The organism is Streptomyces sp. PCS3-D2 (assembly GCF_000612545.2).
Lineage (GTDB): Bacteria > Actinomycetota > Actinomycetes > Streptomycetales > Streptomycetaceae > Streptomyces.
This window is the reverse complement of the sequence record NZ_CP097800.1, coordinates 4,292,245-4,306,291: the sequence shown is the minus strand read 5'-3', so window position 1 is coordinate 4,306,291 and position 14,047 is coordinate 4,292,245. Positions and strand designations below refer to the sequence as shown.

12 protein-coding genes are annotated in these 14,047 nt (G+C 72.1%); 4 read left to right on the top strand and 8 right to left on the bottom strand.

Annotated elements, in window-relative coordinates; genetic code table 11:
- Nucleotides 1-3: 3 nt before the first annotated feature.
- Nucleotides 4-1,158 carry an acyl-CoA dehydrogenase family protein gene (locus AW27_RS19020; RefSeq protein ID WP_037924884.1) on the bottom strand — a complete coding sequence of 385 codons (1,155 nt, stop codon included), beginning with the start codon at nt 1,156-1,158 and terminating at the stop codon, nt 4-6.
- Nucleotides 1,158-2,402, bottom strand: a complete 1,245-nt coding sequence (locus tag AW27_RS19015; protein ID WP_037924882.1) for an amidohydrolase family protein — start codon at nt 2,400-2,402, stop codon at nt 1,158-1,160. The genes AW27_RS19020 and AW27_RS19015 overlap by 1 nt, the downstream gene beginning before the upstream one ends.
- A gap of 173 nt (nt 2,403-2,575) precedes the next feature.
- On the opposite strand from AW27_RS19015, the gene AW27_RS19010 reads away from it, so the two are divergent.
- Nucleotides 2,576-4,129 (top strand): class I adenylate-forming enzyme family protein, encoded by a 1,554-nt coding sequence (locus AW27_RS19010; RefSeq protein ID WP_037924880.1) that lies wholly within the window; start codon nt 2,576-2,578, stop codon nt 4,127-4,129.
- Nucleotides 4,130-4,200: 71 nt separating this feature from the next.
- On the opposite strand, the gene AW27_RS19005 is transcribed toward AW27_RS19010, so the two are convergent.
- A complete protein-coding gene (locus AW27_RS19005; protein ID WP_037924877.1) occupies nt 4,201-5,463 on the bottom strand; it encodes a zf-HC2 domain-containing protein in 1,263 nt (420 codons plus the stop codon).
- Complete coding sequence (locus AW27_RS19000; protein WP_037924874.1) at nt 5,460-6,038, bottom strand: sigma-70 family RNA polymerase sigma factor; 579 nt, start codon at nt 6,036-6,038, stop codon at nt 5,460-5,462. Before AW27_RS19000 ends, AW27_RS19005 begins: the two co-directional genes overlap by 4 nt.
- Nucleotides 6,039-6,339: 301 nt before the next feature.
- On the opposite strand from AW27_RS19000, the gene AW27_RS18995 reads away from it, so the two are divergent.
- Nucleotides 6,340-6,858, top strand: a complete 519-nt coding sequence (locus tag AW27_RS18995; protein ID WP_037924872.1) for an EF-hand domain-containing protein — start codon at nt 6,340-6,342, stop codon at nt 6,856-6,858.
- Nucleotides 6,859-7,195: 337 nt separating this feature from the next.
- Here the strand turns inward: AW27_RS18995 and purU are convergent, their stop codons facing one another.
- Both purU and AW27_RS18985 read right to left on the bottom strand, forming a co-directional pair.
- Entirely contained in the window at nt 7,196-8,080 is an 885-nt protein-coding gene (gene purU / locus AW27_RS18990) for a formyltetrahydrofolate deformylase (RefSeq protein ID WP_037924870.1), read from the bottom strand.
- Between the two features lie 14 nt (nt 8,081-8,094).
- Nucleotides 8,095-8,541: an SCO4402 family protein gene (locus AW27_RS18985; RefSeq protein WP_037924868.1), complete on the bottom strand. Its 447-nt coding sequence runs from the start codon at nt 8,539-8,541 to the stop codon at nt 8,095-8,097.
- Between the two features lie 196 nt (nt 8,542-8,737).
- Here AW27_RS18985 and AW27_RS18980 point away from each other — a divergent pair, with 196 nt between their 5' ends.
- Nucleotides 8,738-10,051 carry an ABC transporter substrate-binding protein gene (locus AW27_RS18980; RefSeq protein ID WP_037924865.1) on the top strand — a complete coding sequence of 438 codons (1,314 nt, stop codon included), beginning with the start codon at nt 8,738-8,740 and terminating at the stop codon, nt 10,049-10,051.
- 80 nt (nt 10,052-10,131) lie between these two features.
- On the opposite strand, the gene AW27_RS18975 is transcribed toward AW27_RS18980, so the two are convergent.
- Together AW27_RS18975 and AW27_RS18970 are read right to left on the bottom strand one after the other, a co-directional pair.
- Nucleotides 10,132-11,412, bottom strand: coding sequence for a hypothetical protein (locus AW27_RS18975; protein ID WP_236647732.1), 1,281 nt, complete (start codon nt 11,410-11,412; stop codon nt 10,132-10,134).
- 222 nt (nt 11,413-11,634) lie between these two features.
- Complete coding sequence (locus tag AW27_RS18970; RefSeq protein ID WP_037924863.1) at nt 11,635-13,005, bottom strand: NsdA family TPR-like regulatory protein; 1,371 nt, start codon at nt 13,003-13,005, stop codon at nt 11,635-11,637.
- 235 nt (nt 13,006-13,240) lie between these two features.
- On the opposite strand from AW27_RS18970, the gene AW27_RS18965 reads away from it, so the two are divergent.
- Nucleotides 13,241-13,909: a bifunctional DNA primase/polymerase gene (locus AW27_RS18965; protein ID WP_236647731.1), complete on the top strand. Its 669-nt coding sequence runs from the start codon at nt 13,241-13,243 to the stop codon at nt 13,907-13,909.
- Nucleotides 13,910-14,047 lie beyond the last annotated feature (138 nt).

The following is a 14,047-nucleotide window of genomic DNA, read 5'->3' as shown; positions in this document are numbered from 1 at the left end:
CCCTCACCGGCCCTTCGGGAGGCCGAGGATCCGCTCGGCGACGATGTTCCGCTGGATCTGCGAGGTGCCCGCCGCGATCGTGTACGAGAGGCCGGAGAGCCGGCCCTGCACCCACTCCTCGTCCAGGGACAGCGCCGAAGCCCCCAGCACCTCGGCCGCCACGTCGTACAGATCCTGGCGGGCGTGCGAGTAGGCGAGCTTGAAGACCGACCCTCCAACGCCCGGCACCCCGCCGGAGCGCTCCGACTCGCTGACGTTCCACTGGGTCAGCCGCCACAGCGCGCCGAACTCGCCGTGCAGCCGGCCCAGTCGGCGCCGCAGCACCGGGTCGTCCCAACGACCGTTCGCCTTCGCCGTCCGGGCCAGTTCGCGCAGGGTCCGGCGGCACGCGACGACCTCGCCGACGAATGCGGTGCCCCGCTCGAAGGACAGCGTGACCATGGTGACCCGCCAGCCGTCGTTCTCCGCGCCCACCCGGTTGGCCACCGGGACGCGCACCTCGTCGAGGAAGACCTCGGCGAACTCGGTGGATCCGGCGAGCGTGCGCAACGGCCGTACCGTCACCCCCGGCGCGTCCATCGGCATGGCCAGCCAGGAGATCCCCCGGTGCTTGGGCGCCCCGGGATCCGTGCGCACGAGCAGCTCGCACCAGTCGGCGACCTCCGCGTGCGAGGTCCAGATCTTCGAGCCGCTGATCACGTAGTCGTCACCGTCGCGGACCGCGCGCGTGCGCAGGGCGGCCAGGTCGGAGCCCGCGTCCGGCTCGCTGAAGCCCTGGCACCACACCTCCTCGCCGCGCAGGACGGGCGGCAGCCAGCGCGCCCGCTGCTCCGCCGTCCCCTCTGCGGCGACCGTCGGGCCGGCGTGCAGCAGACCGACGAAGTTCGCGCCCACATACGGGGCCCCGGCCCGCTCCGTCTCCTCCAGGAAGATCAGGTGCTGGGTCGGGGTGGCGCCGCGGCCGCCCGCGTCCACCGGCCAGTGCAGTCCGGCGTACCCGGCCTCGTACAGCCTGCGCTGCCAGCCCAGGTCGTAGGCGCGCCGGCCGGGCCAGTCGTCGGGGGACGGCCTGGCGGGCAGCTCGGGCAGGGCCTTGAGGAGCCACGCGCGCAGACGCGCCCGGAAGTCCTGCTCCTCGTCGGTGTAGGTCAGGTCCATCAGCGGACCGTGTTCCCGCCCGTGTTCCGACTGCGGTCGAGGTTGCGGTCCGCGCCGCGGTCCAGGTCGAGGTCGAGCATGCGGATGGCGTTGCCGCGCATCAGCTTGTAGACGGTCTCCTCGTCCAGCCCCCGCACGTGGTCCAGGGCGACCTCCTTGGTGTGCGGGAAGGTCGAGTCGACGTGCGGGTAGTCGGTCTCGAAGGTCGCGTTGTCGCGGCCGACGACGTCGAGCGAGGCGATGCCGTGCTTGTCGCGGAAGAAGCAGCAGAACATCTGCCGGTAGTAGTACGTCGACGGCGGCTCGGGAATCAGGTCGCGCACCCCGCCCCACGCCCGGTGCTCCCGCCACACGTCGTCCGCACGTTCCAGGGCGTACGGGATCCAACCCATCTGCCCCTCGCTGTAGGCCAGCTTGAGCCTCGGGAACGTCACCAGCACGCCGCTGAAGAGGAAGTCCATCATCGAGGCCATCGCGTTGTTGAAGCTGAGCGAGGCCTGGACGGCGGGCGGCGCGTCCGGGGAGGCGGCGGGCATCTGCGAACTGGACCCGATGTGCATGTTGACCACCGTCCCGGTCTCCTGGCAGGCCGCGAAGAAGGGGTCCCAGTAGCCGGAGTGGATCGACGGAAGCCCCAGGTAGGTCGGTATCTCGGAGAAGGTCACGGCGCGCACCCCGCGGGCGGCGTTGCGCCGGACCTCGGCCACCGCCAGGTCGATGTCCCACAGCGGGACGATGCACAGCGGGATCAGCCGGCCGCCGCTGTCGCCGCACCACTCCTCGACCATCCAGTCGTTGTAGGCGCGCACGCAGGCGAGGGCCACCTCCTTGTCGTGCGCCTCGGCGAAGGTCTGCCCGCAGAAGCGCGGGAAGGTCGGGAAGCACAGGGAGGCCTCGACGTGGTTGAGGTCCATGTCGGCGAGGCGCGCCTTGGGGTCCCAGCACCCCTGGCGCATCTCCTCACGGGTGATCCCCTCCAGGGTCATGTCGTCGCGGTCGAAGCCGACGGCGGCGATGTTGCGCTTGTACGGGAACTTCAGGTCCTCGTAGATCCACCAGTCGGTCGGCGGGCCGTCCGGGTCCATGGAGATCACGTACTTGCCGCCCGTGTACTGGAGCTCGCCGATGCCGGCCGTGAGCGCCTTGGGGCCGCGGTCACGGTACTTCGCGGGCAGCCAGACGTCGAACAGGTGCGCGGGCTCGATCACGTGGTCGTCGACGCTGATGATCCGAGGAAGTTCCATGGGCTCCCCAATCCGGTGCCGGTCCGAGGCCGGTCCGAGGGGGCCGGTCCAAGCGATCTGATGGATCGTCAGAAACAAGCTAGCCCCGCCACCCCTGGACCGACAAGCGCACGCGCTCTACGCTCTGCGCTTGATCTGACTAACCGTCAGCTACAGCGAGGGGGAGGTCCGGGATGACGGACACCGCGACCGCGACAGAACTGAGCCGCTCCCGCACCCTGTGGGAGCTCGTCACCCGCAGGGCCGCACTCACCCCGGACACCACCGTCCTCATCGAAGCGGCCGAGGACCCCGCAGCCGACCGCACGCTCACCTTCGGAGAACTGCGCGACCGCGCCGAGCGCGTCGCCGCGGGCCTCCACGACATGGGAGTACGCCCCGGCACCGTCGTCGCCTGGCAGCTCCCCACCCGCATCGAGACCGTGCTGCTCACCGTCGCCCTGGCCCGGATCGGCGCCGTCCAGACGCCGGTCATCCCCTTCTACCGGGACCGCGAGGTCGGCTTCGCGCTGCGCGAGTCCAAGGCGGGCTTCTTCGCGACACCCGGTGTGTGGCGCGGCCACGACTACCCCGCCATGGCCCGGCGACTCGGCGCCCGCGGCGTCTTCGACGCCTACGACTCCCTCCCGGACGGCGACCCGGACGTACTGCCCCCACCGCCCGCCACCGGCACCGACGTCCGCTGGATCTACTGGACCTCCGGCACCACCTCCGACCCCAAGGGCGTCCTGCACACCGACCGCTCCCTCATCGCGGGCGGCTCCTGCCTCGCGCACTCCCTGCACCTGACCCCGTCCGACGTCGGTTCGATGGCCTTCCCCTTCGCGCACATCGCCGGACCGGACTACACCGTGATGCTGTTGCTCTACGGCTTTCCCGCGGTCCTCTTCGAGAAGTTCGCCATGCCGGACGCCCTCGACGGCTACCGCCGCCACGGGGTCACCGTGGCCGGCGGATCGACCGCCTTCTACTCGATGTTCCTCACCGAGCAGCGCAAGGACCCGGACGTCCCCCTCATCCCGACCCTCCGCCTCCTCGCGGGCGGCGGCGCCCCCAAACCGCCGGAGATCTACCACGCCGTGGTCCGCGAACTGGGCTGCCAGCTCACCCATGGCTACGGCATGACCGAAGTCCCCATGATCACCATGGGCGCCCCCGACGACACCCCCGAGCACCTCGCCACCACGGAGGGGCGGCCCCCGGAGGGCATGTCCATCCGCATCACCACCCCGGACGGCACCCCGCTGCCTCCGAACACCGACGGCGAGGTGCGACTGCGCGGCGAGGCGGTCTGCCAGGGCTACCTGGACGGTGGCCAGTCCGCCGAAGCCTTCGACCCCGACGGCTACCTGATCACCGGCGACCTCGGCCACCTCACTCAGGAGGGCTACCTCGTCCTCACCGGCCGCAGCAAGGACGTCATCATCCGCAAGGGCGAGAACATCTCCGCCAAGGAGATCGAGGACCTCCTCCACCGCCTCCCGGGCGTCGCGGACGTGGCGGTCATCGGCCTCCCGGACCAGAGCCGGGGCGAACGCGTCTGCGCGGTCGTCGAACAGCCCGAGGGAGCGCCTCCCCTGACCCTCCCCCAGGTCACGTCGTACCTCCGCGCCGAAGGCCTGTCCCCCCACAAACTCCCCGAACAACTGGAGCTCCTGGAAGCCCTCCCCCGCAACGAGGCCCTGCGCAAGGTCCTGAAGTACAAGCTGCGCGAGCGATACGCGTAGGGGGCGGGGCGGGGTCGGAGCACGGCGGATGCTGGTGGGGCGGAGGCGCTGGGTTCGGGGGTACGTACCCCCTACAGGCGGCTCAGGGAGGCCGCCGCGAAGAGGACGTCGCGGATCGCCTCGCGGTCGCCGTGCTGGCCCGCCGCCACGTCCTCCGGGGCGATGTGGCCCGCGGCCAGCTGGCAGAACTCGATGCCGTCCAGGGCGATCTCCGCCACCGTGCGTTCCGGCGACGGCATCGCTCCCGGCGAGTCCAGCGCGATGTCCCAGCCGCCGCCACCCGCACCCTCGATCTCCAGGTGCAGGGTCCGCCCGGGACTTCCCGCCGCGACCAGGCCCCGCGCCGGGGCGGCCAGGCCCGCGCGCCGCCGCTGCGCCAGCGCGCCCGGCAGCAGCCGCGCCGCAAGGTCGATCATCCCGTGCAGGTGGGGCCCGGAGGGCGGCTCGTACGGGTAGTCCACCGCGTCCGCGATGTCCCATGCGTGCACCCAGCACTCGAAGGCCCGCTCCAGGAAGGCGTCACCGAGCGGAAGGGCGAAACCGCCGTAGTCCACGGCGAGTTCGGCGACACCACGACCTGCGAAGGACACCGTGCGGACCAGGGTGTGGCTCTGTTCTCGCCACGGCTCGCGCACCCGCCGGGTCGTCGGGTACGGCGACGCGCCCCAGAAGTACTCCGTCCGTGCGGTCGGACCTCCCGGCGGCGCCTCCGCGCCCAGCGGGTCGTCCAGACCGAGAGCCATGGCGATCAGCCCGTCGACCGTCATGAGGTGTCCGATCACACCCGCGACCGTCGTCCGCTGCGACCGGCTGCGTTCCTCCTCGAACCACTTCAGGCGCACCGGGGTGTGCCACTCGGAGTCGCCGAAGTCCTGGAGCAGTGCGTCCAGCCGCGCGGCCTCGGTGTCGTACGAACTCGCCCAGGACGGCACCGGAATGCGGGCCGGCCGCTTGCCGAGGCAGTCTTCCAGAACCCGCGAGCGCAGCAGGGGTTTGAGGTCGAGGCTCTCCTCCGGGTGCAGCAGCCCGACCGCGTCGCGCAGTCGCAGCGCCTCCTCGGCGCAGGGAGCGCACTCGGTGAGGTGGTCCTCGACCGCCCGGGTCTCCTCGGCCGAGCACGCGGCGAGAGCCCACGCGCCGAGCAGGGACTTCAGCACGGCGTGCGAGGGCGGCGGCGCCGGCGGCGGTGCCGGCTCCGTCGGCGGCGACAGCGGCAGGGGGCGGGGCGCGTGTGCCGGGTCGAGGTCGTCGGCGGCTCCGCGCGGGCCCGGTATGCGCGCCTGGCCGCCGGGACGTTCGTATCCGTCGTCGGGCGACTGGGCGGGGCCGTTCATCGGGGTGTTCCGTATTCGCGCGGGCCGTAACCGGGCGGGGCGGTGTCCTCCTGCGGGAGGGCGTTGGCGGTCGACAGCAGCTGGAGCCCGAGACGGAGCCTGCGGCGCGCTTCGTCCTCGCTGATCTGGAGGTCGGCGGCGGCCTGCCGGTAGTCGCGCCGCTTGAAGTACGCGAGTTCCAGGGCGGCCCGCAGCGGCGCGGGCATGGAGGTGACGATGTAGTCGGCGCGGGCGGCGGCGTTGGCGCTGCGCACCTTCTGTTCCAGCTCCTCGCGGGAGCCCCGGCCCAGTTCGGCCTGGCGCAGCCGGGCCACTGCCTGCCCCTGGGTGATCCGGGCGACCCAGGAGCGCATGGAGCCCTGCTTGGGGTCGTAGGCGTCCGGGTTCTCCCAGATGTAGCCGAAGACTTCGCGGGTGATCCGGTCCGCCGCCTTCTCGTCGCCCAGCACGCGGTGCGCCAGGCTGTGCACGAGCGAGGCGAACCGGTCGTAGAGCTCGCCGAGCGCGGCGGCCTCGCCACGGGCGAGGCGCTGCTGCATGCGGCGGTCCCACCGCGGTGGTACGTCCTTCGGCATAAGTGCCCCCAGCCGTGTGTCGACGCATCGAATGTAGTGGGCACATGGCCGATCGCGCCTGTTTTGGCCGAAGCTCCCCTCGGAAGTGCGCCCTGCGTGATAGGGGCGTCGCAGGGCGTGAACGTTGGTGCGGTCGAGGGCACATGGGTACACGCGTACGCGCCCCGCCGCGCTCCCCGTGCGCGGGTTCGATGCGGCCGCCTGCTTGACCGCTTCGCTTAACGTGCAGGCCACCGAGGCCTTACGCTCCTGCCTTGTCTTGATCTCAACCCCACGCACACGTGAAGGTGGAACGCCGCATATGGACAGCGCAGAATACGAGCGCAAGATCGCCGCCCGATTCGCCACCTTCGACCAGGACGGGTCCGGCTTCATCGACCGGGAGGACTTCAGCACGGCCGCGAAGGCCGTCCTGGCCGAATTCGGTACCACCGCAAGGTCGGAGAAGGGTCAGGCCGTCTTCGGCGGAGCCGAGGCGTTCTGGCAGGGCATGGCCGGGATCGCGGACGTCGACGGGGACCAGCGGGTGTCCCGCGAGGAGTTCATCACCGGTGCGGCCAAGCGGCTGCGCGACAACCCGCAGCGGTTCGCGGAGATCGCCCGCCCGTTCCTGCGGGCCGTGATCGCGGTGGCGGACGAGGACGGCGCCGGCGCGACGCCGAAGGCAGCGGCCCGGGTGCTGCGCGTCCTCGGCACCCCGCCCGAAATCGCCGAGCAGGTGGCACTCGCCCTGGACACCGACGGCGACGGTCGCATCTCGGAGGACGAGATCCTGGCCGCCTTCGCGGGGTACTGCGGTGTGGAGGCCCCCGACGCGTAACGCCTGCGGCGAGCCCGCGCGGACCGGCGGAGCGTACCGAGCGGACGGAGTACCCGACGCCGCGCCGCCCGCCGGGCGGTGACGGACCGGCCGGCCGACCGGGTGGTGCCGTACCTCGGTCCGCGGACCGGGATCCGGGGCACGGTCCCCCGCCCCGGCGCGCGGTCCTGCCCTCGCCCCGCGCACGGCGCACTGCGGGCCCAGGCGCACCGCGGGCCCAGGCGCACTGCGGGCCGGTGCCGGCCGCCGCCGGTCACGGGCCGGCCGTCCCGGTCTGCCGGCCCCTGCCCGCCGGCGCCTGCGGCGCGCGGGTCACCACCCGCGCGCGGCCCGTACGTCAGGCGAAGACGACGGTGCGGGAGCCGTTCAGCAGCACGCGGTGCTCGCTGTGCCACTTCACCGCGCGCGCGAGCGCCTGGCACTCCACGTCGCGGCCGACGGCCACCAGCTGGTCCGGGGTGACCTCGTGGCCCACCCGCTCGACCTCCTGCTCGATGATCGGCCCCTCGTCGAGGTCCGCCGTCACGTAGTGGGCGGTCGCACCGATCAGCTTCACACCGCGCGCGTGCGCCTGGTGGTACGGCTTGGCGCCCTTGAAGCTCGGCAGGAAGGAGTGGTGGATGTTGATGATCCGCCCGCTCAGCTCCTTGCAGAGGGTGTCCGACAGCACCTGCATGTACCGCGCCAGCACGACCAACTCGACGTTCTCCGCGCGTACGAGTTCCAGCAGCTGGGCCTCCGCCTGGGCCTTGGTGTCCTTCGTCACCGGGATGTGCACGAACGGCACCTCGTAGGAGGCGACCAGTTCGGCGAAGTCGGTGTGGTTGGAGACCACGGCCGCGATCTCGACCGGCAACGCCCCGATCCGCGAGCGGAAGAGCAGGTCGTTGAGGCAGTGCCCGAACTTGGACACCATCAGGATGATCCGCATGCGCTCCTCGGAGCGGTGGATCTGCCAGTCCATCTTGAAGGAGTCGCCGATGGCGGCGAAGCTCGCCCGCAGCTTCTCCACCGTCACCGCAGGCTCGGCCTCGAAGTGCACCCGCATGAAGAAGAGCCCGGTCTCCCGGTCTCCGAACTGCTGGCTGTCCACGATGTTGCAGCCGGTCATGAACAAGTAGCTCGACACGGCGTGCACGATGCCCTGCTTGTCGGGGCATGACACGGTCAGGACGTACTGGGGCTGCTGCTGGGCCTGGGCCTCGTTGTGCGGGTCGCTCATGACCGCACAGCCTTTCACACCGCGCGGGTGAGCATCCTCAACGCTTCCAGCGAGGTGGGCCGTACGTCCGGGTCGTCCCCGTCGGCCTGCGCCAGCCGTACGTGCGCCTCGCGTGCGGCGCGGACGGCCTCGGGCCACGCGTGGTGCTCCAGGTAGACCGAGACGGGTGCGTCGGGGCCGACCTGGTGGAGGATCCGGAGCACGCGCAGCACGGCGAGGTCCACGAGGGCCGCCTCCTGCGAGTCGCGGAAGATCGTGCCGACGTACTTCTCGGCCGACCAGCTGTCGAGCCAGGTGTCCTCGACGAGCCGGTAGACGGCGTCGGTGACGTCGCCGTACCCTTCGCCGCCGGCCAGCCAGGTGTCCTCGTGGAAGGCCGGATCGGAAAGCATGTGCAGCGCCGAGCGCACGTTGCTGCGCCAGCGCCACCACGGCATGTCGTTCAGGGGCATGCCGCCCATGGTGGAGGAGCGGCCGCCGCGTTTGGAAGAGTTCTTCGAACCTTGGGCGAATGTCACGCTTTCGATCGTACGTTCCCGTTCGGTGCGATCTTGAAGGGCCCGCGTGCGACGGCGCCCCCGCAATTCACCTCGACGTCACCGAATGTTGTGTCCGTCTCACTCGACAGTTACCGGTGGGGCGGAATGGTGCTTGGACATGACCATCTCGCGACGCGCAGTGTCCCTCTCCCGCACCTTCGCGGCCACGGCGATGGGTGCATGCCTCGTGGCCGGGTGCGGGACTCTCCCCGGGGGCTCGGGGGGGTCCGGCGGCACCATCACCGTCATGACGTTCGCCCCGGAAGGGACCGGCGCCACGAACATGCCCGGTATGACCGGAATGGCCAAAGCCTACGAGCGCTGGGTGAACGCCCAGGGTGGAATCAACGGCCACAAACTACGCGTACTGACCTGCAACGAGAAGAACACGCCCAGCGGCGCCGCCGACTGCGCCCGCGAAGCGGTCGCGGAGAAGGCCGTCGCCGTCGTGGGCTCCTACAGCCAGCACGGACGCGCCTTCATGGCCCCCCTGGAGGTGGAGGGAATTCCCTTCATCGGCGGCTACGGGGTCTCCTCCGAGGAGTTCCAGTCCCCGCTCTCCTACCCGGTCAACGGCGGCCAGTCGGTCCTGATCGCGGGCGCCGGCCACCAGCTCGGCCGCGTCTGCGACCAGGTCGCGCTGGTCCGCCCCGACACCATCGCGGGCGACACGCTGCCGGTCCTGCTCAACGCCGGACTGCGGGCCAACAAGATGGCCGACGCCGCCGACATCCGGGCCGCCGAGGACTCCGCCGACTTCAATCCGCAGGCGAGCGCGGCACTCGCGCACCTCACCGGCACCGGCACCGGCAAGGAGAAGGAAAAGGAGAAGGAAAAGGAGAAGGAGAGGGGCTGCGTGACCGCGGTCCTCGGCGAGCGCACCGAGACGTTCTTCGACGCGTTCCGCCGCACCGAACCGCAGCGCAGGAAGCCGCAGATCTCCTCCGTACTGGGCAGTGTCAGCCAGTCCCTGGTGGACCGCACGGGCGGCCGGGAGAGCCCCTTCGAGGGCGCCTACCTCACGGGCTGGTACCCGGTGGCCTCCGATCCCGCCTGGGAGCCGATGCGCAAGGTCGTCAACGACTTCGCCTTCGGCGACGACACCGTCGACCCCGACGACACCGGCGCGCAGACCACCTGGATCGCGTACACGGTGCTGAGCGAGATCGTGAAGCGCCTCGACCCGGACGAGGCCGTCGACGCCCACAGGGTCAAGCGCTCGCTGAACGAGTCCCAGCCCGTGCAGACCGGCGGCCTCACCCCGGACCTGAGCTGGCGCTACCAGGACATGCGCGCCGTCGCCGGCTTCCCCCGCATCGTCAACGGACGGGTCACCTTCCAGATCGTGCAGTCCGGGCGTCTCGTGGCGCAGCCGGGCGAGCCGAGCCTGGACATGACCCCGACGCTGGTGGGATCCCCGCACACGGCGTGAGTGCGGCCCGTACCGGCGTCGGGGGAAGGCCGGGGAGGCCGGGTCGCCCCGGAGTCGCCCCGGGGAGATCCCGGGGAGGCTCAGAGCTGGGACTTGTCTCGCTTGGTGAGTCCGTACTTGGCCGCGATCGTGTTCCACATGCCCGCGGCCGACTCCTTGGCCCTGGTCGCCTCACCGCTCGACTTGTTGCCTTCGGAGGCGTTCTTGGTGGCCTTGGCCTTGCCACCCTTGCACTTGTCGTCGTGCACCTCGTCCGCCCACTCCGCGTAGCTGTTGTCGGCGTCCGCCGAGGCCTGCCAGGCCTTGGTGAGGGCAGCGGACAGCCTGGCGTGGTCGGGCAGCTTGTCGACCTTCAACTCCTCCAGCCGGGTGATGAGTTCCTCGCGCTGACGGGCCGCGTCGCGCAGGTCCGAGGCCGCCTGGTCGAGGTTGGCGCAGCCCTTGATGTCCTCCACGGCCTTGATCACCGCGGCCCGGCTGTCGTTGCTGTCCGCGAGCAGCTTGTCCAATTGGACGGCTTGCGAGCGGGCCGGATCGACCGGGGCCTCGCCGGCAGGGGCCGAACCGCCGCTCGCGGTCGGCGCGACGGGCACGGCGCCCGGGTCGCTGTTGCGGGGCTTGCCGTCGCCGAGCAGCGAGCCCACGCCGAGACCGACGACGGCGAGACCGATCACGACGGCGCCGATGATCGCGGGCGAGACCTTGCGGGAGGAGTCCGCCGGCGGGGGCGGGGCGTACTGCTGGTTCGGGTGGGGCTGGTGCGCCTGCGGCGGTACGGGGGCCTGCGCGCGCGGCGGGTAGGGCCGTTGCGGCGGACGGCCCCGCAGCACGGGCTCCTGCACGGGCGGCAGCTGCTGGGTGTGACCGGCGGAGTCGTCACCGCGGAACAGGCCGTCGAACCCTTCGACGGCGGAGGCGGCGGGAGCACCGGGGCCCGGATCGGAGGGGACCGGCGGGATGTACTGCGTCGCCGCCTCCGCCGGAGCGGGGCCCGCGGGGCCCGCGGGGCCCGCCGACACCGGGGGGATGAACTGGGTCGCCGCCTCGTCGTGCCCGGGATACTGCGGGACGGGCGGTATGTACTGCGTCGCGGCCTCCGCGGGAGCGGCCGGGACGGGCGGTATGTACTGGGTGGCGGCCTCGGGCAGCGGCGGATAGCCGTAGCCGTGCGGTGCACCAGGACCCTCGTAGCCGGGCCCGACCACGTGCCCGGGCGCCGCCTCTTGACCGGGGTAGGCCTGCGGGTACCCGTAGGCGGCCCCGGGCTGCGGCTGCTCGGGGTACGCCGGATACCCGGACGCCGGGTCCGGGCCCCACGGAGCACCCGGCTGTGGGGCGCCCCCTTGTCCGCTCTGCGTCACCGGGACTCCTTCTCCGACTCGCCCGACCGTACGGAACCCCGGCCACGCTACCCGGTCACGCACCGCCACCGTGAGACCACCCGCACCCCGGGAACCAGCCCCGCCGGGCATCGAGGCCCGGGGGCCCGCACGCGGCGCCCGCGCAGCGGCGCCGCGGACGGGTACCCGGGCCGCGCTCCGGACCGGCCGGCCCGGCCGCCGCACCCGCCGCCGGGCGAGCCGTCAGGCGACCCGCGCGGCGAATTCCCGTACCGCTTCCTCCTCCCGGTACGGCCCCAGCCTCGTCCTGAAGTCCTCCAGGTACTCCGCGCCCCGGTTCGAGCGCAGCCCCTCCAGCAGTTCCGACGCCTGGGTGGCCGTCCGGCAGGCCTGTTCCACCTCTCGCTGCTGCACCTGCGCGGCCGCCAGCAGCAGCAACCCGATGGCCCGGCGGCGCGCCTTGCCCGCCGGGAGGTGGCGCAAGGCCTCCTCGGCCTGCCGGGCCGCCGCGTCCGCCTGTCCCAGATCGCGGTGGCAGTGGGCCAACTCGTCGGCGAGGTAGGCCTCGTCGAAGTGCCGGATCCACACCGGGTCGTCGCCCGACTCCGGCTCCGCCCGCTCCAGCGCGCTCAGCGCACGCGCCGACAGCACCCCCGTCGCCCGGGCGTCGCCCAGCAGCGCGTGCCCGCGCGCCTCGGCGGCGTAGTACATGGCCTCGACCCGCGGGGTGACCTGCCCGCGGGTCCCCTCCTGCGCGGCCCGCGCCAACTGCGCGATCTCCCGCGGGTTGCCGAGCTCCGCCGCGAGGTGACTCATGGACGCCGCCAGTACGTAACCCCCGTACGCGCGGTCCCCGGCCGCCTGGGCCAGCCGTAGCGCCTGGATGTAGTAGCGCTGCGCGAGGCCCGGCTGGCCCGTGTCCACCGCCATGTAGCCGGCCAGCTCCGTCAGCCGGGCGACCGCCGCGAACAGGGCCCGTCCGACGGGTTCCCGGTAGGAGCCGCCGATCAGCCCCGACACCACCGAGTTGAGGTAGTGCACGACCACCGGCCGGACGTGGCCGCTGCCGAAGCGGTGGTCGAGGTCCTTGAGGGCCTCGGTGGTCGCCCGTACCGCCTCCACATCCGACATGCCGACCCGTGCGCCGCCGCTGCGCGCCACCTGGGTGTCGGCGCCGGTGATCAGCCAGTCGCGGCTCGGCTCGACGAGCGCCGAGGCGGCCACGTTGGAGCCCGCGAGGAAGTCGCGTCGTCCGACGTCGCTGCGCCACAGCTCGCAGACCTGCTCGATCGCGCCGATGACGGTCGGGGAGAACTGCAGGCCGACGCCGGAGGCGAGGTTCTTGCCGTTGGCCATGCCGATCTCGTCGATGGTGACGGTCCGGCCGAGTTTGCGCCCGAGCGCCTCGGCGATGATGCCGGGAGCCCGGCCGCGCGGCTGCTGGCCGCGTAGCCACCGGGCCACGGAGGTCTTGTCGTAGCGCAGATCGAGGCCGTGTTCGGCCCCGCACATGTTGACGCGCCGGGCGAGCCCGGCGTTCGAGCACCCGGCTTCCTGGATGAGCGCCTGAAGCCGTTCGTTCGGCTGGCGGGCGACGAGAGGCCTGGCTGCCATGAAAACCCCCTGCTGGACGCGGGTGGATCCGTTGGAATGATCACTTCCCGCCTGATGTGCGGAGAATCTTCCGCTCTGCGTCGTGTCGCTACCCAGCGACAGCGCCCCGGCCTCCTACGCGCCCCCACGCGTGCATCAGTGCGCCCCGTTTGCAGGATCGATGCTCCGCGCGCGGGCGGGTTGACGCCCGTAACCACGGGTGACGCGGGCAGTTGTGATGGTCGTGGAAGAGACCATGGGAGTCACGGAGACCGCACCCATCCCCACGCAGCGCGGAGAGCAGCTGCTGGACCATGCCGTGCGGTACGCGGAAGAACGGCACTGGGATGTCTTCGCCGGCACCTGGCTGGAGCCCGGGGACGGCCGCGAGCTGTGTTCCTGCGGGGCCGCGGACTGCCCGGCGCCCGGCGCGCACGCGGCGGTGAAGGACTGGGCGGCGCACGCCACGGGCAGCGCGGTGCAGGTGCGCCGGGTGTGGGGGAAGAACCCGGGGGCGTCGATCCTGCTGCCGACGGGTCGGACCTTCGACGCGCTGGACGTGCCGGACTCGGCCGGCTTCCTGGCGCTGGCCCGGCTGGAGCGCATGCAGCGGACCCTCGGACCGGTCACGCTGACGCCCGACCACCGGATGCTGTTCTTCGTGCTGCCTGGGGCCGGCGTCAAGGTCGCCGACCTCGTGCGCAAGCTGGGCTGGTCGCCGTCCGCGATCGACCTGACGGCGCGCGGCGAGGGCGAGTACGTGGCCGCCCCGCCGACCCGCTTCGGCGGCCGGGGCGCGGTCCAGTGGGCGCGCCGGCCCACGCCCGCGAACCGGTGGCTGCCGGACACGGAGGAGCTGATCGACGCGCTGGCGTACGCGTGCGGCAGCGAGGCCGCGGCGGAGCGCAAGCGACGCCAGGGCTGAGACCCCGGCGCGGGGCCGGCGGCGTGGGGTCCCGGGCGCGGGGCCGACGGTGTGCGATCCGCCCCGGAAACTCATGACATACGTAACGGACGGGGCCTCTCCCCCTCCTCCTATCGTGAGGGAAGAAAGACCAACGGG